The sequence below is a fragment of the Paenibacillus sp. FSL R5-0486 genome, assembly GCF_037975155.1.
Lineage (GTDB): Bacteria > Bacillota > Bacilli > Paenibacillales > Paenibacillaceae > Paenibacillus > Paenibacillus amylolyticus.
The window spans coordinates 4,164,715-4,183,776 of record NZ_CP150237.1 but is presented as its reverse complement, the minus strand read 5'-3'; the positions used below and the strand labels follow the sequence as shown (position 1 = coordinate 4,183,776).

15 protein-coding genes and 1 pseudogene are annotated in these 19,062 nt (G+C 45.6%); 13 read left to right on the top strand and 3 right to left on the bottom strand.

Annotation, left to right across the window (positions count from 1 at the left end):
• Nucleotides 1–67 precede the first annotated feature (67 nt).
• The 12 genes from mutS (at nt 68) to glnA (ending at nt 16,942) form a co-directional block, all read left to right on the top strand.
• Complete coding sequence (mutS, locus tag MKY01_RS18605) at nt 68–2,869, top strand: DNA mismatch repair protein MutS (RefSeq protein WP_339283040.1); 2,802 nt, start codon at nt 68–70, stop codon at nt 2,867–2,869.
• A gap of 21 nt (nt 2,870–2,890) precedes the next feature.
• Complete coding sequence (mutL, locus tag MKY01_RS18600) at nt 2,891–5,119, top strand: DNA mismatch repair endonuclease MutL (protein ID WP_339283038.1); 2,229 nt, start codon at nt 2,891–2,893, stop codon at nt 5,117–5,119.
• Nucleotides 5,120–5,136: 17 nt separating this feature from the next.
• On the top strand, nt 5,137–5,922 hold the full coding sequence (locus tag MKY01_RS18595) for a class I SAM-dependent methyltransferase (RefSeq protein WP_036672760.1): 786 nt from the start codon (nt 5,137–5,139) through the stop codon (nt 5,920–5,922).
• Nucleotides 5,903–6,859 (top strand): tRNA (adenosine(37)-N6)-dimethylallyltransferase MiaA, encoded by a 957-nt coding sequence (miaA, locus tag MKY01_RS18590; RefSeq protein ID WP_339283036.1) that lies wholly within the window; start codon nt 5,903–5,905, stop codon nt 6,857–6,859. The genes MKY01_RS18595 and miaA overlap by 20 nt, the downstream gene beginning before the upstream one ends.
• 373 nt (nt 6,860–7,232) lie before the next feature.
• Nucleotides 7,233–7,475, top strand: a complete 243-nt coding sequence (gene hfq, locus MKY01_RS18585) for an RNA chaperone Hfq (RefSeq protein WP_017687918.1) — start codon at nt 7,233–7,235, stop codon at nt 7,473–7,475.
• Nucleotides 7,476–7,645: 170 nt separating this feature from the next.
• Nucleotides 7,646–10,306 (top strand): PBP1A family penicillin-binding protein, encoded by a 2,661-nt coding sequence (locus MKY01_RS18580; RefSeq protein WP_339283034.1) that lies wholly within the window; start codon nt 7,646–7,648, stop codon nt 10,304–10,306.
• Nucleotides 10,307–10,594: 288 nt separating this feature from the next.
• Nucleotides 10,595–11,158 (top strand): DUF402 domain-containing protein, encoded by a 564-nt coding sequence (locus MKY01_RS18575; protein ID WP_036613560.1) that lies wholly within the window; start codon nt 10,595–10,597, stop codon nt 11,156–11,158.
• A 110-nt stretch (nt 11,159–11,268) separates the two neighbouring features.
• Nucleotides 11,269–12,240 (top strand): AAA family ATPase, encoded by a 972-nt coding sequence (locus tag MKY01_RS18570; protein WP_036613563.1) that lies wholly within the window; start codon nt 11,269–11,271, stop codon nt 12,238–12,240.
• A 124-nt stretch (nt 12,241–12,364) separates the two neighbouring features.
• Nucleotides 12,365–13,651 (top strand): GTPase HflX, encoded by a 1,287-nt coding sequence (gene hflX, locus MKY01_RS18565; RefSeq protein WP_339283032.1) that lies wholly within the window; start codon nt 12,365–12,367, stop codon nt 13,649–13,651.
• Between the two features lie 83 nt (nt 13,652–13,734).
• Complete coding sequence (locus MKY01_RS18560) at nt 13,735–14,988, top strand: methionine gamma-lyase family protein (RefSeq protein WP_339283030.1); 1,254 nt, start codon at nt 13,735–13,737, stop codon at nt 14,986–14,988.
• A gap of 82 nt (nt 14,989–15,070) precedes the next feature.
• Entirely contained in the window at nt 15,071–15,484 is a 414-nt protein-coding gene (locus MKY01_RS18555) for a MerR family transcriptional regulator (RefSeq protein WP_017687924.1), read from the top strand.
• Between the two features lie 129 nt (nt 15,485–15,613).
• A complete protein-coding gene (gene glnA / locus MKY01_RS18550; RefSeq protein WP_036613569.1) occupies nt 15,614–16,942 on the top strand; it encodes a type I glutamate--ammonia ligase in 1,329 nt (442 codons plus the stop codon).
• 100 nt (nt 16,943–17,042) lie between these two features.
• On the opposite strand, the pseudogene MKY01_RS18545 reads toward glnA, so the two are convergent.
• The 3 genes and pseudogenes from MKY01_RS18545 to MKY01_RS18535 all read right to left on the bottom strand — a co-directional run bounded on the left by MKY01_RS18545 (nt 17,043) and on the right by MKY01_RS18535 (nt 18,645).
• Nucleotides 17,043–17,906, bottom strand: a pseudogene (locus MKY01_RS18545) (tyrosine-type recombinase/integrase).
• A 78-nt stretch (nt 17,907–17,984) separates the two neighbouring features.
• The gene (locus MKY01_RS18540) at nt 17,985–18,392 is read right to left on the bottom strand and encodes an ImmA/IrrE family metallo-endopeptidase (protein ID WP_339283028.1); all 408 of its coding nucleotides are present in this window, start codon (nt 18,390–18,392) and stop codon (nt 17,985–17,987) included.
• 19 nt (nt 18,393–18,411) lie between these two features.
• Complete coding sequence (locus MKY01_RS18535; RefSeq protein ID WP_339283026.1) at nt 18,412–18,645, bottom strand: hypothetical protein; 234 nt, start codon at nt 18,643–18,645, stop codon at nt 18,412–18,414.
• A gap of 44 nt (nt 18,646–18,689) precedes the next feature.
• Between MKY01_RS18535 and MKY01_RS18530 the strand changes: the two genes are divergently transcribed.
• Nucleotides 18,690–18,962: a hypothetical protein gene (locus MKY01_RS18530; protein WP_339283024.1), complete on the top strand. Its 273-nt coding sequence runs from the start codon at nt 18,690–18,692 to the stop codon at nt 18,960–18,962.
• Nucleotides 18,963–19,062: the final 100 nt, after the last annotated feature.

The window sequence follows — 19,062 nt, the reverse complement described above, 5'->3', positions numbered from 1 at the left end:
CGTCTTATTGTCCTTCCAGGACGCGTTTCTTCTTGACATTATAGGAACGGGATGGAGGATATTCATCATGGCTCAGTATACGCCAATGATTCAACAATATTTGCAAGTGAAGGCCGAAGCACAAGATGCTTTTCTATTTTTTAGACTGGGTGACTTCTATGAACTGTTCTTCGAGGATGCGATTAATGCTTCCCGTGAACTTGAGATCACGCTGACCGCACGCAACGGAGGCACGGATGATAAAATTCCGATGTGTGGTGTACCTTATCATTCGGCTGACAATTACATACAGCGTCTGATTGAAAAAGGATATAAAGTTGCGATATGTGAACAGATGGAAGATGCAAGTGTAACCAAAGGCATGGTACGACGTGAAATTGTACGTGTGGTTACACCGGGAACGGTAATGGAAGGCAAGACACTCGGTGACAAGTCCAACAACTACATGGTGTGTCTTACAGGTAATCAAAATACGCTGGCGCTCGCGGCCTGTGATCTCTCAACGGGTGAGTTGTATGTGACATCCGTACCCTATTCCAAGGAATGGCTCAAGGATGAAATCGGCATCTACGAACCATCGGAGCTGGTGGGGGATGTAGCGCTGCTTGAAACGGTAGAAGCCGAGGCATCTCCAATCGGTCGCCCTGTGGTCTACACGTCGTGGACAAAAAATAAGGAGGATTTGGTCCGTCAGCAGTTTGGCGAGGCTGTCTGGGCAAGATTAGAGCCTGAACGTCAAGCGTGTATTGCACGTCTTTTCTCCTACCTGAGCGAGACACAGAAACGTTCTTTGGGACAATTAACACAAATCTCAACGTATGAGCCAGATCATTATATGATCTTGGACCCGTTTACCCGCCGGAACCTGGAATTGGTGGAAACCGTGCGTGAACGCTCCAAAAAAGGTTCATTACTCTGGTTGCTTGATCGGACCGAGACGTCCATGGGCGCAAGAATGTTGCGTCGCTGGGTCGATAAGCCATTATTGCAAAAAGGGAAGATTAATGAGCGTCTTGAAGCAGTGGATACGCTGTACAACCAGTTTATATTACGTGAGGACCTGCGGACAGAACTCAAAGACATCTATGATCTGGAGCGTTTGGTAGGCCGGATTGCGTTTGGTAATGCCAATGGTCGTGACCTGAATGCGCTCAAATCATCGCTGGAGAAAATCCCAGGACTTCGTCAGCATTGCGCAGGATCATCTTCCGCAACATTGCAGCATATTGCCGAAACGATGGATGATTGCAATGATCTGCGTGAAGCTATCGGGCAAGCCATTGTAGACGAGCCGCCGGTATCAGTAAGGGACGGAGGTCTGATTCGTGAAGGGTACCATGAACGTCTGGATGAATTGCGTGAGGCTTCGGTTAACGGGAAACAGTGGATTGCGGAGCTGGAAGCGCGAGAGCGTGAGGCGACAGGCATTCGATCGCTGAAGATTGGATATAACAAAGTATTTGGTTATTATATCGAGATCACCAAGTCCAATCTGTCCGCGTTGCCAGAGGGACGTTATGAACGTAAACAGACACTTGCCAATGCAGAACGATATATTACGCCGGAGTTGAAGGAAAAAGAGACGCTGATTCTCGAAGCTCAGGACAAAATGGTTGATATTGAGTATGGGCTGTTCGCAGAGCTGCGCGAGCGGCTGAACAAAGAGATTGCAAGATTGCAGAAGCTGGCCGAACAGGTTGCAGAGATTGATGTATATCAATCTTTTGCGGTAATTAGCGCTGAGCGTAACTTTGTACGGCCTACGCTGACCGACGGTTATGACCTGGTTGTGGAAGAAGGACGCCATCCGGTCGTCGAGGCGGTCATGCGAGATGGCGCATTTATTGCCAATCACACGGCAATGACCAAGGAAGAGGCACGTATTCTGCTGATTACCGGTCCAAATATGGCTGGTAAGAGTACGTATATGCGACAGGTCGCTTTAATCTCCATTTTGGCGCAAGTGGGTTGTTTTGTACCTGCGGGTCAGGCCGAAGTGCCGATCATGGATCGCATTTTCACACGGATCGGTGCCGCGGATGATCTCATTGGCGGACAAAGCACATTCATGGTGGAGATGGCCGACATTCAGGTCATGACGGACAAAGCCACACCACGTAGTCTGATTATTATCGATGAATTGGGACGCGGAACGTCGACCAGTGAAGGTATGGCGATTGCTCAGTCTGTTATTGAATATGTACATGATATTATTGGCTGTAAAGCTCTTGTATCAACTCATTTCCATGAGCTTGCTCATCTGGAGGAGAGTCTGGATAAGCTGGCCAACTACTCGATGGCGGTGCAGGAGAGTGGTGACAAAGTTAATTTCCTGCGCAAATTGATTGCCGGGGCAGCCAGCAGCAGTTATGGTATCTATTGTGCACGCCTTGCAGGTCTGCCTGATAGTATTATTGAGCGGGCGAATGGACTTTTGCATGGGTTTGAACATGCGGCAGCTCAGGTTGCGGTGGGCAGTGAATATATCGGAAACGAGAAGCAGGAAGAAGGCTTGAAATTAAAAGGTGGAGAATTCCAGCACACGGATTCAGCACCATTGATCTGGGAACACGAGATTGAGGAGAGTGCAGAGTACACACCTTCTATTGAAGATTCGGTTGGGAAGCAACATGCCAAGAAATCAAACAGCAAAGGACAGTCCAGCGCAAACCATTCGGATGTGGTTCAACTGTCCATCTTTGGAGATGATGAGCCGAATGTGGCAACGAAACCGGATGTAGTTGCGGTGGATAAACCAGCGCGAGAATTCATCCGTACGATGAAAGATATCGATGTCATGAATATGACGCCTCTTCAGGCGATGCAGATATTGAATGATCTCAAATTGAAGGCACAGCAATTATCCTGAGTATAAGGGAGGGGAAAACCTGTGGCGAAGATACATGTGCTTGATGAACATATTGCCAACCAGATCGCGGCGGGTGAAGTGGTCGAACGGCCTGCTTCAGTTGTCAAAGAGTTGCTCGAAAACTCGGTGGATGCAGGCGCCACCAAAATTGAAGTGACGGTGGAAGAGGGCGGACTCCTCAGTATTCGTGTCAAAGACAATGGTACAGGTATTGAGCCAGAGGACATGGAAACCGCCTTTTATCGTCATGCGACCAGCAAAATAGCCCATGGCCGAGATCTGTTTCAGATCACAAGTCTTGGATTCCGTGGCGAAGCCTTGGCGAGTATTGCCGCCGTGTCCAAGGTAGAGGTATTATCGGCAAGTGGTAATGACGGGCGGGGGCGCCGCATCGTGATTGAAGGCGGGAACCTTGTTTCTCATGAAGATGCAACCTCACCCCAAGGTACGGATTTTGCAGTGAGAGAACTATTTTACAATACACCAGCCAGACTCAAATATATGAAAACGATCCAGACGGAACTGGGACATATTTCAGATGTCCTATACCGGATGGCGATGTCTCACCCAAACATTTCGTTCCGACTGCGCCATAATGAGAATGTGTTGCTTCAGACGTTGGGCAACGGCGATCTGCTGCAAGTGGTTGCAGCGATCTATGGGACAAGTGCAGCGAAAGCGATGCTTCCCATCCAGGGTGAAAGTCTGGATTACCGGGTGAGCGGGCTGATCAGCCTGCCAGAATGGACACGAGCGAATCGTAATGGTATGTCAACGATTGTTAATGGGAGATTTGTTCGCAATTACGGTCTCAATCAGGCGATTCTCAAAGCCTACCATACCTTGCTGCCGATCAATCGCTTCCCACTTGTCGTGGTGCAGTTGGAGATGCACCCCTCTCTTGTGGATGTGAACGTGCATCCGGCGAAGTTGGAGGTTCGCTTTAGCAAGGAACCAGAACTGTATCAATTCATAGAGACGACGTTGCGGGGTATACTCCGGCAGGAGGTACTGATTCCACAGGTCAAAAAACAGCAGATTCGACGTGGAGACGATAGTTCCTTTATTCAGGAACAATTCCTCTTTCCACGTGGTCCGCTGAAAGATGCATCTGATGCAGAAGGATATGGGCAACAAGGTCCACTCGGGAAACCTACTGTTGCAGCGCTGAAGTTAACTGCGGAAGATGATGATCTGGATTTGGATGCTCCGGCGGATGTGTCTACAGCACAGTTGGTATCTGAACAGGGTCACTCAGTGCCGTTGCCCGAAGCTCCACCTGAGGTTACACAGCCCCCGGAGCAGTTAGAAAGTTGGAACGGGGATATTTTGCAGAAGATTGCTAGTTATGACGGGGGGCAGACATCCGTTAACGTGCAAGACGGCACTAAGGATGTAAGTACAAGTTCAAATACAAGTTCTACCGAAACTGTTCCCAAATCTGACCTCTCTTCTCAAGATGGTGGGGATCGTGGAGCAACAGAGAAACCGCTGGCTGAAGGCAAACCAGCTACGTATCGCTCCGATTCCGTATATTCACCGGTTAGGGAAGCTCGTTCATCGTATAATCCGTCTTCGATTGCCAGAGGTGAACGGACGTGGAAAACTTCAGGTCTGCCTGATGCCACTAAACTTGCTGCTGCCATTAAATCGGATGCATCCATGCCTGAATTTCCGGAGCTGAGTCTGATCGGACAGCATCATGGTACGTATTTGATCGCGCAAAATGACCAAGGTTTATATTTGATTGATCAGCATGCTGCTCATGAACGCGTGAATTATGAATACTATTACGAGAAATTTGGTAACCCTGCCCAGGCCTCACAAGAGTTACTGCTACCTATTACGCTGGAGTTCACACCTTCGGAGACGGAAAAACTGAAAACAAGGCTGGCCTGGTTCGAACAGGCGGGTGTATATTTGGAGCATTTCGGTGGACAGACGTTCCGCGTGCGTTCCCATCCGTTCTGGTTCCCCAAAGGGGACGAGAAAGACATTATCGAAGAAATGTCCGAGTGGGTGTTGAGTGAACGCAGCATAGATGTCGCCAAGATGCGAGAAGCTGCATCGATCATGTGCTCCTGCAAGGCGTCCATCAAAGCGAACCAAAAGCTGACCGATCAGGAAGCAGAGGTGCTAATTCAGCGTCTGGGTTCATGTCGTCAGCCCTACACTTGTCCACATGGGCGGCCGATTGTGATTTCATTTTCAACATATGATCTGGAAAAATTGTTCAAACGTGTTATGTAGCTATTTAGGAGGAATCTATGTATATTACAACCGGTGAAAAGGAAGCGGCTTTACTTGTGGAGCGGGCCCGAAACCTTGCTGAAACAACAGGGGGTACTTACGTGCGCCGTAATAAAATGTCTCTGCCCATGATGATTGAACACTATGAGGCGGAGGAGGTTCTGGTTGTGCTCCAGGGTAAAGTGCGTCTATTTCGGAAGGATTCACCGTTGCTGGAGTTCCACCCCAGCATGGGATTTGTTCGTGCCAAACGTATATTGCGAGGAGAACCTGATCCACTGCTGGAGGCGGGGGCGGTGAATGAAGGGGATACCATCATCGATTGTACAGCCGGACTGGGCACGGATGCACTGGTGTTCTCGGTTGCAGTGGGCAAAAGTGGACGGGTGATTGCATGTGAGAGCTCTCTTCCGCTATATACACTATTAGTGGAGGGGATGTCTCAATATGAGACGATCAAGCCAGCGGTAAATGAAGCTTTCCGCCGTATTGAGCTGCATCATGCGAATCATCTTGAGTTGCTGCGTTCCATGCCGGATCGAAGCTGTGATACCGTATATTTTGACCCCATGTTCCGTGAACCGATGATGGATTCAAGTGCTATACAGCCCTTGCGAGATTATGCAAATGCTCACGCGCTGGATGAACAGAGCATTATGGAAGCGAAACGGGTTGCCCGTAAACGGGTAGTCATGAAAGAAAAGCGCGGCAGCGCGGAGTTTGACAGGCTCGGATTTGAAATACTTGATCGGGCGAATGCAAAAACCCTGTACGGAGTGATTAATGTTGAAAGTGGAAGTTAGACCAAAACCTAAACTGCTTGTGTTGGTTGGACCAACAGCAGTAGGCAAAACAAGAATGAGCATCGAGCTTGCCCAAGCTTTCAATTGTGAGATTATCTCAGGAGATTCGATGCAGGTATATCGTGAAATGGATATCGGAACTGCCAAGATTACCTCTGAAGAAATGAAGGGTGTACCCCATCATCTCATTGATATCCATGAACCGGAGTATCCGTATTCTGTGGCTGAGTTTCAGGAGAGTTGCACACGATTGATTAGTGAAATCCACGAACGCGGTAAAATGCCTTTTATTGTAGGGGGCACCGGTCTGTATGTGGAATCGGTATGTTACGGCTTTCAATTTTCCGATAGTGGTTCGGACGAAGCGTTCAGGGAGCAACAATTCAGCTATGCTGAGCTAAATGGAGCTCAGGCCCTTCATGATCGACTGAGGGAAGTTGATCCAGTTAGTGCGGACCGTTTGCATCCGAATGACCAGCGGCGAATTGTACGTGCGCTTGAGATCCATCATCTCACTGGAGAGAAGTGGTCTGATCAGCTGGCAGTACAGAAGAAAGAGTCGCCTTATGACCTTCTTATTGTTGGTTTGACAATGGATCGACAGAAGTTGTACGCCCGGGTAGAAGAACGGATTGATCTGATGATCGAACAAGGTCTGGTGGATGAAGTGAAGTCCCTGTTGGAACGTGGAGTGGCCAGAGGTCATATTTCCATGCAAGGGCTGGGGTATAAGGAGATTGCAGCGTTCCTGCAAGGGGAAGTGAGTTGGGAAGCAGCAGTTGAGTGGTTGAAGAGGGATACACGTCGGTTTGCCAAACGGCAGCTTTCCTGGTTCCGTCATATGAAGGATATAGAATGGGTGGACATGACGGATACCCAGGATTTTGAAGGGAAATACAAGCAGATAAGTGAATTGATTACACGGAAATTTGATTGATTTGAGCGATTATTAGTATTCTTCTGACAGGCATCGATTAGATCAAGATATGTAAACCTCTACCTTCTGGTCATCAAAAGGATAGAGGTTTTTATTTATCACTAGAACAGATGGTAGAGATTAAGTATTCGCTAAACAACGAATAAATGTGCTTTAAAATGAAGATTTTGTCCCTCTTTTGCAAAACAGACAAGCGGTGTATAATGGATAAGTCTTCTATTTGTTCACCTCGCTAAGAATGGGGGTAAAATAGCAGACAAGGGGTTTTTGTGGATTATATGAAACTGTTCATGATATAATAGCACGAAAGCTACTCAGCGATATTGAATATTACTTGAACACGAATTCAAATGAACCAATGGGGGTACGGCTAATGAACAAGTCCATCAACATCCAAGATACGTTCTTGAACCAACTGCGGAAAGAAAATATTCCTGCTACGGTCTATCTGACCAACGGCTTCCAAATCCGCGGGACGATCAAGGCATTTGACAATTTTACGATCGTCATTGACAGCGACGGACGCCAGCAAATGGTCTACAAGCATGCCATCTCCACGTTCACGCCGCAACGCAGCGTATCGCTGATGCAGCAAGATAACAGCGGCGAAGCTTAAAAAAATTACGAAACCTTTTCACCAACCATTTCGTCTACAAGTATAGGTATTGAAACAGAGCAACCTGAATAAAGGGTTGTTCTTTTCATTCCGGGCAAAATATGTTTAATATATGCCTGAGCCTACAGACGATTAGAAATTATGCAACCGAAAGGGAGTCAGGAGGTAACATGCCAAACGATCCGTTGTCGAGGTCTAACAATCGCAACAACAATAACAAGTCACCCAAAAAAGCGAAGCCAAAGACCTCTAAAAAGAAAAAAATTACGGGTAAACGCGTTGGATGGACACTGTTTTTCACAATGGCAATCGCCATATTCTGTGCACTTGGCGGATATTTATTTATTATGGTGAGTGGTGAAAATCTGCTCAAAGCCAATAAGGACAAAACCACAATTAATGAAACTTCAAAAGTATATGATCGCAATGGCCAATTAATGGGGGAACTATCCATTCAGAAGCTGGAACCTGTCAAAGAAGATGATATTCCTGAGCTTGTGAAGCAAGCCTTTGTTGCAACGGAGGATAAGCGATTCTACGATCATCAGGGCGTGGATATCTGGTCCATTGGGCGTGCAGCGGTTAAGGATGTCATGGCTCGTTCCATGGTGGAAGGTGGTAGTACACTAACCCAACAGCTTGCCAAGAACATGTTCTTGTCCCGTGACAAGACGTTCTTCCGTAAAGCAACGGAAGTATCGATTGCCATGGCATTAGAGCGCAAGTACACAAAAGACGAAATCCTGACGATGTATCTGAACCGTATTTTCTTCGGTCATCAGCGTTACGGGATTAAAGCAGCATCTGAATTTTACTTTGGAGTTACTGATCTCAAGAGGTTGAAGTTGTGGCAAATTGCTACATTAGCAGCTATGCCGAAAGGGCCTTCTGCCTATAATCCGGTGAGCAATCCAAACGACTCAAAAGCACGCCGAGGTGTGGTATTGCAGCTGATGTATGAACAAGGCTACATTACCAAGGCGGAGATGGACGAAGCAAAAGAGATTAACTATAACTACAAGCGACCAGAGAAAGACAGGAAGTATCAAGGTTTTATAGATTATGTGCTCCGTGAAGCTGAACGAGTAACAGGTAAAACGGAAGATGATCTGAATATCGGCGGGTACAAAATCTATACAACTATGGATGCTCAGGCTCAAACAGCCATGGAAACTGCCTTCACAGATGATAATCTGTTCGAGGCAAGTAAAGACGATCAACAGGTTCAAGGCTCCATGGTTATCATGAACCATGAGAATGGTAGCCTCGTTGCCCTCCTGGGAGGACGGGATTATCAGACTAAAGGTTATAGCCGTGTAACGCAGAGTCGAAGACAACCAGGTTCAGCTTTTAAACCGATTGTGTCTTATGCACCTGCGCTTGAATCAGGAAATTACAGTGCCAACTCATCGCTGAGTAATGCGAAGCAATGTTTTGGTAACTACTGTCCTGGTAACTTGCATGGATATTCTTCAACGATCAGTATGACGGATGCAATTACGAAGTCGGAAAATATCCCTGCGGTTTGGCTGCTTGATAAAATAGGTGTTAACACAGGCATTAATTTTGCCAAGAGTGTAGGCATACAGCTGACAGATGAAGACAAAAACTTGGCGATTGCCCTCGGTGGTCTAAGTAAAGGTACAAATACACTGGAAATGGCGCAAGCCTATAGTGCATTTGCCAACCTCGGAGAATACCGACAAGCCTATGCGATTAAAGAAATCAAGGATAGCGCAGGCAAAACCACTTATAAACATGATAACTCGGACACAACTCGTGTCATGAGTGAGCAAAATGCGTATCAGCTTACACAGATGCTGCAGAACGTCGTTAATGACGGTACGGGACGTTCAGCACGTCTGGATCGTCCGGTAGCGGGTAAAACAGGAACAGTTCAAAGTGGTATCTCTGGCAACAGTGCCAACCGTGATGTATGGTTTGTTGGATACACCCCGGAATGGACTGCGGCAGTCTGGATGGGCTATGACAATCCGGATGCCAATCATATGCTTAAGAACAGCAGTAAGCTGTCGGCAGCTTTCTTTGCCAAAGTCATGGGAGATGCTTTAAAAGGCGTTCCAGTGAAGCAATTCAAAGCACCAGCTGGAGGGCAGGCACCTCCGCCAGTAGAAGAACCAGAAAAGCCGGCTCTGTCCGTTAGTGGGCTTAGTGGATCATACGATCCAAATGCACAAACCGTCTCCCTGAGTTGGACTGGAACGGGTGACGCGAGTACGCAATATCGAATTTATCGGAAAGAAACATCTGAAGCCCAGTTCACTCATCTCATTGATGCAATAGGAGCGACCAATGCACAAGATTTAAGTGCGTTGCCTGGTCTAACCTATGAGTACTATGTGACAGCTTACGACTTGGCATCAGGACTTGAGACGGATCCTTCCAACACCATCTCCTTGATGATTGAAGCGCAGGAAGTGCCGCCGGAGGAACCTGATCCTGGTATAGACCCTGGAACAGAGATAGATCCTGAGCAGCCAGGTACGGAGAATCCGGACAATGGTACACCGGATAATGGCAATTCGAACGGTAATAACGGTAATGGAAATGAAAATGAAAATGGCAACAACGGAAATGGTAATAACGGAAACAATGGCAACGGTGGTAATAACGGCGGAAACGGTCAACCTGGGGAAGGCAATACGACCCCACCTGGTCAGGGCACAACAGATCCTGGCGGAAATGGTGAAGGTCCCGATGATGGGGGCGTAACAACGCCGGGCGAAGTTGTAACTCCGGACAGCGGAACAAGTGGGGATACTGGAGGGACAGATGCACCTGCAGATTCCCAAGCTGGCACCGGCGGCTAAGCCAATGAATCACTAAATAGCTACATTGAAAAACTGCTTCCCGGGAAACCGGTGAAGCAGTTTTTTGGGTTATACAGAACCAACTGTAATGGAAGCTGATTTGATGAATAGGTGGGACAAAGCTTGATTTTGAGTGTAAACCTTAAATATGGTAAGCTGTAACTATTCGTAATACGTTGTGCAAGGGCGGACCCAGAGCGCTGGAATCCATCAGGCGGACGTTATTACATTGTTCACCAATAACATCAGAGCAGGTCACGGACCTGTAGTCGGCAAAGAGGGGTTCGTATGAAACGGAAATTCGGGGATCGCGCGAACTGGCGCCGGATTACGAACCGACAATTCACATGCCGGTTCGTTCAATCCAAAATTTTCACAGGTTATATTACTTTGTACACCATACAGGATTTGAAAGAACCTCTGTGGAAAACTTATGGAGGCAGTACCTTCTGTATCGCAGATAAAGGTTATTCCTGGCTGCAATACTATCCGAAGGGAGAGCACTTTGTAGTTACGGCGATGTTTGACGATAAGGAACGGATTGTAGAGTGGTACATTGATACATGTCGTAGTCAGGGGATAACCGATCAGGGTGTTCCTTGGTTTGATGACCTGTATCTGGATGTCGTTGTATTGAAAGATGGGGAAGTATTTTTGCTGGATGAAGATGAGCTTGAAGATGCACTGTCACGAAAACATATTACAACGGGTGATTATGACTTGGCTAACAAGACGGCAAAGGAACTGCTGCATGCCATTGATGCACATGTATTCCCATACTTTCAGTTATCACTGAAGCATAGGCCGAGTTTGTTTGAGAACGGAGAGTTTCGAAAAAACATTCAGATTTGAGTCATCTACTTATCCGTAGAATTCTTCATGATCCTTCTAATATTGGAGCACCTGATAGAATACATTAATAATCAGGAGAGTTCAGCCCGATAAAATAGAGGTGATGGCGAATGAACGGACGGGTCATGGCTGCAGGAGAGCAACCAGGAGGCAGACCATCCAGACAAATTAATATTGTGTTGCGTAACCAGGAACCTCAGATGTTGGTCAAAGATGAAGCAGCGGCAGTACAGGCAGCCAAGAGTATAACCAAACATGCGCACTTCCAGGAGATACAGGGTGAATTGGAGCAACTGGTTGGACTTGAAAATATCAAAGACTTGGTGTTTGAGATCTATGCTTTTCTACAGATTGCTCAGATGCGTACCGAAGCAGGCTTACTTAGTGGTGCGCACGTGTATCATATGATCTTCAAAGGTAATCCGGGAACCGGTAAGACCACCGTGGCGAGGATCGTTGCCAAACTCTTTCAGAAGATGGGTGTGTTAAGTAAAGGTCATCTTATTGAAGTAGAGCGTGCGGATCTGGTTGGAGAATATATAGGTCACACGGCGCAGAAAACAAGAGATCTGGTTAAGAAGGCACTCGGTGGGATATTGTTCATTGATGAAGCCTACAGTTTGGCCCGCGGGGGAGAGAAGGATTTTGGCAAGGAAGCTATTGATACACTTGTAAAATCAATGGAAGACAATAAAAACCAATTCATTCTCATATTGGCTGGTTATTCAGATGAAATTGATTTTTTTCTCCAGACCAATCCCGGATTACCTTCGCGCTTTCCCATTCAAGTGGAGTTTCCAGACTATAGCATTGATCAGTTGATTCAAATCTCTGAGATTATGGCCAAAGAGCGTGATTATATTCTAATGCCTCAGACCATACTCAAGCTAAAGCAACATTTGCTTCAGGAAAAAAATGATTCGCTGCATGCGTTCAGTAACGCCAGATACGTTCGTAATGCCATTGAGCGTTCGATCAGGCATCAGGCGGTTCGTTTGTTGGAACAATACTCGGAAGGCAGTCCAGGAAAACTGGAGCTGATGACAATCCGTACAGAGGATTTGAACTTTGAGCGAAAGTAAGCGATAATATAGTTTTTACACCAGCCGGCCGGGCCAACCGGTTCGGCTTAAGGCATGCCATGGCATATTCGTGGCAATGTATATCAACGGATTAATTTAGTAATTAGAGGGAGTGAACATATACATGACAAATGGTACACATGATACAGATATGGTCAAAAAAGATCGCGCCGTCTTGGTGAGTCTTGTTACGGATGATGTAAAACGTACAGGTATCAACCCTGAGTACTCTTTAGAGGAACTGGTGAAACTTGCCGAGACAGCTGGAGTGGAAGTGCTAAGTGTACTTTCTCAGAACAGGGAAAAACGTGATACCAAATGGTTCATTGGTAAAGGTAAGGTGGAAGAACTCCGTGCAATCGCCGAGGAGCTCGGAGCAACTACGGCTATTTTTGATCAGGAATTGTCAGGTGCACAGGTTCGTAATCTGGAAGAAACCCTCGATCTCAAAATTATTGATCGTACCCAATTGATTTTGGACATCTTTGCACAACGGGCCAATACTAGAGAAGGTATCATTCAAGTGGAATTGGCTCAACATAGCTATTTGCTGCCACGGTTGTCGGGTCATGGCAAGAACCTGTCCAGACTCGGGGGCGGAATCGGAACAAGAGGCCCAGGTGAAAGCAAACTGGAGACAGACCGCCGTCACATTCGTGGTCGTATCGATGATCTGAAACGTCATCTGGAAGAATTGACACGTCATCGTAAGTTGCATCGTGAACGCCGTAAAAAGACAGGTATTGTTCAGGTGGCCCTTGTTGGTTATACCAATGCTGGCAAATCAACTTTGCTCAAGCAGTTGACGGCTGCAGATGTGTATATTCAAGATCAGCTATTCGCAACATTGGATCCTACATCACGTACGATGGAACTTCCAAGTGGAAAAGAAATCGTACTTACCGACACGGTTGGATTTATTCAAAATCTACCGCATGATCTGATTGCAGCATTCCGGGCAACGTTGGAGGAAGTGAATGAGGCAGACCTGATCCTGCATGTTGTGGACGCCTCATCAGCTATGCGTGAAGATCAGATGCGGACGGTTAATACGATTCTGCAAGAACTTGGTTCAGGGGACAAGCCGCAGTTAGTCCTGTATAACAAAAAAGATGCGTGCACACCAGAGCAGCTTGAGATGCTTCCATTGGATAAAGACCATATTAAAGTAAGCGCATTAGACTCGGAGGATCTGCTTAAAATCCGTGAATTCATTCAGACAGAGCTGACAGGTGATACGAAGCGCTTCCGTATTCCGGCAGAACGTGGTGATCTTACGTCGGTGCTCTATAAAATTGGTGATGTAGTGGATACCAGCTTTGAAGAGAATGATGTCATTTATGAAGTTGAATTGCAAAAAGGTGAATATGAGAAATTTGGTTATATGCTTGAACAATTCATTGAATTGTAATATTCATGACATGTTGATGTGATAAGTTACACGATAACGGATATTCGACGTCAGATTCGTGCTATGAAGGGGAATGAAGTAAGATGGTAAGCTTTGATTCAAAAATAACTGAACTTCAACGTCAAGTGGAGCGTCAGATTGAAGAACAACTTCAACAGATTGATCGGATCACAGATCACAATCAATGGAAGGTGATTAATGCTTTCCAACAGCGAAAAGTAAGTGATTTTCACTTTGCAGGTTCAACAGGTTATGCCTATAACGATCGTGGGCGTGAAGTACTTGATGAAGTATATGCTGATGTTTTCGGCGCGGAAGCCGCGTTGGTGCGTCCTCATTTTGCTTCAGGTACTCATACGATTAGTACAGCTCTCTTTGGAGTTTTGCGTCCAGGTGACGAATTATTGTACATCACGGGTAAGCCTTACGACACATTGCATAAAGTTATTGGCAAACCCGGTGATGGTACAGGTTCATTACGCGATTTTGGCATCGGTTACCGTGAGACGGCCTTAACTGATGAAGGTGGAGTGGACTGGGCAGCAGTTGAAAAAAGCATTACACCGGCTACAAAAGTCATTGGGATTCAACGTTCACGTGGTTATGATTGGCGCTCATCCTTCTGTGTTGCTGAGATTGCTGACATGGTTACGCGTGTTAAATCGCTTAAGGAAGATGTCATCGTATTCGTAGATAATTGTTACGGTGAATTCACGGAGGAACGTGAACCGACAGAAGTCGGAGTTGATCTTATGGCCGGATCACTGATCAAGAATCCTGGTGGAGGCATTGCGGAAACCGGTGGATACATATGTGGGAAGGAACAATACGTACAGCTGGCAGCTTATCGTCTAACAGCCCCTGGAATTGGCGGAGAGGTTGGAGCAATGCTGGGGACAACACGTGGCATCTACCAAGGACTTTACATGGCACCGACAATTGTAGGACAAGCTATCAAAGGAAGTACGTTTGCTGCTGCGATGTTTGCTGAATCCGGATTTGTAACCAAACCCGCCTGGAATGAAGCTCGCACAGATCTGATCCAGGCTGTTAAGTTTAGCTCTGCCGAGCATCTGATCGCCTTCGTGCAGGGGATTCAGCGTGCAGCAGCTGTGGATAGCCATGTGGTTCCTGAACCGTGGGATATGCCTGGTTATGAGCACCCTGTCATTATGGCGGCAGGTACGTTCATTCAGGGTGGAAGTCTGGAATTATCAGCCGACGCGCCTATTCGGGAGCCGTATATCGGGTATATGCAAGGCGGATTAACGTACTCTCATGTCAAATATGGCGTTTTGATGGCGTTACAGACTATGAAAGATCGTAAATTATTGTGAGTTTATCTAACACGTCATTGACACTTGGTAATAACTAAATGTACAATAGGGTGAAGAATAGATGACTGGAAGGTTGATGAACATGGGTGATGAAATCCGCAGAAATATGGCCTTATTCCCAATTGGTATTGTAATGAAACTTACGGATCTGTCTGCACGTCAGATTCGTTACTATGAGCAGCACAGCTTGATCGTTCCTGCGAGAACGTCAGGTAATCAACGGTTATTCTCTTTTAATGACGTAGAGAGATTGCTAGAGATCAAGGCTTTGATTGAAAAAGGAGTTAACATCGCGGGCATCAAACAAGTGATGAATCCTGTATCAAAAGAATCCGAGGAAGCTACAGTTATCACGCCAGATACTGAAGTTAAACGCAGAGAGCTGTCCGATACGCAGTTGCACCGCTTGCTGAAGCAGCAGCTTGTATCAGGTAAGAGACCAGGACAAGTATCTCTCATTCAGGGAGAGCTTTCCCGATTCTTTAATAAAAACTAAATTCGCATAACTTGGCGAGTGAGGGGAAAACATGCACTTTTGGTGTGAGACTCCTTGACCCGTGGAACTTTCTAATGTACAAATATAACAGGCAAGCCAAATACGCAGATAAGAAAGGGAGAGGTTATAGTGAGTTATACAAAAGAAGACATTCTCCGCATTTCGAAAGAAGAAAACGTACGATTCATTCGATTGCAATTTACTGATTTGCTTGGAGCTATCAAAAACGTTGAGATTCCTGTGAGTCAGCTGACTAAGGCTCTGGATAACAAGATGATGTTCGATGGATCTTCCATTGAAGGTTATGTACGTATTGAAGAGTCCGACATGTACCTCTATCCAGATCTAGATTCTTGGCTTATTTTCCCATGGGTTGCAGAGAACCGTGTTGCACGTCTGATTTGCGACGTATATCTTCCGGATGGTAATCCGTTCCCAGGAGATCCACGTGGTATCTTGAAACGTAACCTGAAGGAAGCCCAAGATATGGGATTCACTTCCTTCAACGTTGGTCCTGAACCCGAGTTCTTCTTGTTCAAAACAGACGAAAAAGGAAACCCGACTAACGAACTGAATGACCAAGGTGGTTATTTCGACCTTGCGCCTACGGATCTTGGTGAAAACTGTCGTCGTGACATCGTTATCACACTTGAAGAAATGGGCTTTGAGATCGAAGCTTCCCACCATGAGGTAGCTCCAGGTCAGCATGAGATCGACTTCAAATATGCTGATGCTCTGAAAGCTGCTGACCAGATCCAAACGTTCAAACTCGTTGTTAAAACGATTGCACGTCAGCATGGTTTACATGCTACATTCATGCCGAAACCGCTGTTTGGTATGAACGGATCCGGTATGCACTGTAACCAATCCTTGTTCAAAGGCAATGAGAACGCATTTGTTGATGAGTCGGACGAGTTGGGTCTGAGCAAAACTGCTCGTCACTTCATGGCTGGAACTCTGAAGCACGCACGTGCGTTTGCAGCAATTACTAACCCAACTGTGAACTCATACAAACGTCTTGTACCAGGTTATGAAGCACCTTGTTATGTAGCATGGTCTGCTAGTAACCGTAGCCCAATGATTCGTATTCCAGCTTCCCGTGGTCTGAGTACACGTGTTGAGGTTCGTAACCCGGATCCGGCTGCTAACCCTTACCTGGCTTTGTCTGTTCTGTTAAAAGCAGGTCTGGACGGAATCAAACGTGAGCTTTCCTTACCAACTCCAATTGACCGTAACATCTACATCATGTCAGAAGAAGAGCGTGTGGAAGAAGGCATTCCAAGCTTGCCAGCTGACCTGAAAGAAGCATTGAATGAATTGATCCGCAGCGAAGTCATCTGTGATGCTCTCGGCGACCACGCCTTGGCTCACTTCTATGAGCTGAAAGAAATTGAGTGGGATATGTACCGTACACAAGTCCACCAATGGGAACGCGATCAATATATTACGTTGTACTAATAGCTCAATCCCTTGGCGCTCTAGCGCTGAGGGGTTTTTCTTTTTGTGGGCAAGTACCTATATATTTAAAGAAAAATTAAAATGCCCACAAAATATATTTCTATTCGAAAATTTCTTCAGTGAATTTCTCAAATCTATCTATATTGCTTTTCTGGATCTTGCCAGAGATGTGGGCATATACATCTGATGTGATCTGAATGCTTCCGTGACCTAATTGTTCTTGAACGAATTTCATATCTGCTCCGGACTCAAGTAAAAGAACCGCGCAGGTATGTCGGAGAGAGTGAATGGGGAGGGATGGGAGATCACAACGTTGTAAGATGCGGGAGAAGGCATTAAACAATGATGATTTAGGCATGAAGTTTCCATCTTAATTACATAGAACCAGATCAAGGTCATGGTGGTATCTATCCCCAAGTATCCCTTTGTTATGTTCCTGCCACTCTCTGTGAAATTTGATGTGATTTACTAGATTTGTAGTAATATTTATTTTTCTTTCTGATTTTTCTGTCTTGGTGTCACCGAATAATTCTTCTTTGTTTTTCGCTGTAAAATCTAGAGTTTCATCAATTGTAATGAAATGATTATCCAAATCAATATCGATCCATTTTAGAGCAGCTACTTCGCTTTTTCGCATACCAGTTTCAATTAACACTCGGAAAAATATCCAGTATACATAACCATAATGACGAGAGTTTTGGTTGTTCTGATGAAGTAATAATGTATTCTTACTAACACTTCCTTTCTTATATTCATTGATCCAAAAATCTAGATAATCTTGAAGCGATAAATCAGATTGTTCATAGCCAGCAGCAAGCTTTCTTTCAAATTCTCTAACTGCCAACTGCGCTTCTTTTTTTGAATCGCATCCTCTTTGTGCCTTCTCTCGAAATTTCTGTGTGAAAGGGTCCTTGTACCTTAGTCGATACTCCCATCCAGTCCCATGTTTTTTATAACTAGCCAAATAAAAACCTCCCATAAAGAACGTATGTTCTATTTTTTTGTATATGTTAAACCGTCTTGCAACGGTGGAAGCGCAAGATTACATAAAGCTATGTAGTTCAGGTGGAATAGAGCAGCGTCTAAGTAAATGTTCCTTCGTTTCCCCAAGTTCTGGTTCAATTGTTGCTGTCAGTAACTTAATTGCAAACTGATTTGCCTGTCTTTCGTATTTTCCTGCATTAAAGAATGAGTGTTCATCTAAGAAGAATCTGCTTATGCCGGGGTGGAGACGATCATGGGCGAGTTCGTGGGCACAAACAAATCTCATCCAAGGCTCACTTAGATCAGAGTTAATTACGATAAAGCGCCGCCTTAGTTTACGATAGTACATGCCACGTGTATTCTTCCCAAGATGACTGTACCAAACCTTTATGTTAAGTCTTTCTGCAATTATAAAGGGATCGTTTGTCTTGAAGCGTTTAATGAGTCCTTGAACGATATCGTCCATAGGCTATTCCTCTTTCTTTTTACTCGTAGGTTTTCTTGTTATCTTTTTTAGCGTCCCAAAACATTGCTTCCATAACTCGTTTGATTTTTTCTTTATCCTCACCTGAGATAGGTACCCCGTCAAACATTACGTCTCCATCTTCCTCTAACATTGTTTTGAAATCTCTTTTATCTTTGGGAGTTGCCCATTCGGGAAGTACTGTTGAATCTCTACCCAGCAGAAAATCTACTGAAACTTGATGCAGTTCGGCCAATTTATCAATAAACTCAATGTCAGGTTTTGCGATACTATTTTCCCATGAATTGTACAGTAGAAAAGGGACTTGCCCATCCTTCTACAGTCTTGACTCCAGAAGCGCTGAAGATGCGTCAGATTGTCATCATTAACATCCTGAGACGTTTGGGTCACGGTCAAATGCCTAGTGAAGACAGTAGTATCAGAGAGGTATTCGGTAACTTGGTTATCGCAGGACATTTCTCCGACATTGAGTATGCCAATGTACAGGATATTCGCACGAGTACCATGTTACTGCGCTTGGACAATTACTCTCGTGAAATGATTCTTAAATAGGGAGCGACTCAGGAAAAATTTCCTGACCTTATCTGAATAATATCTTATCCCAACTGATTAAAACGGGAGGTTATGATTTTGACAGAAGCTGAGAAAGACG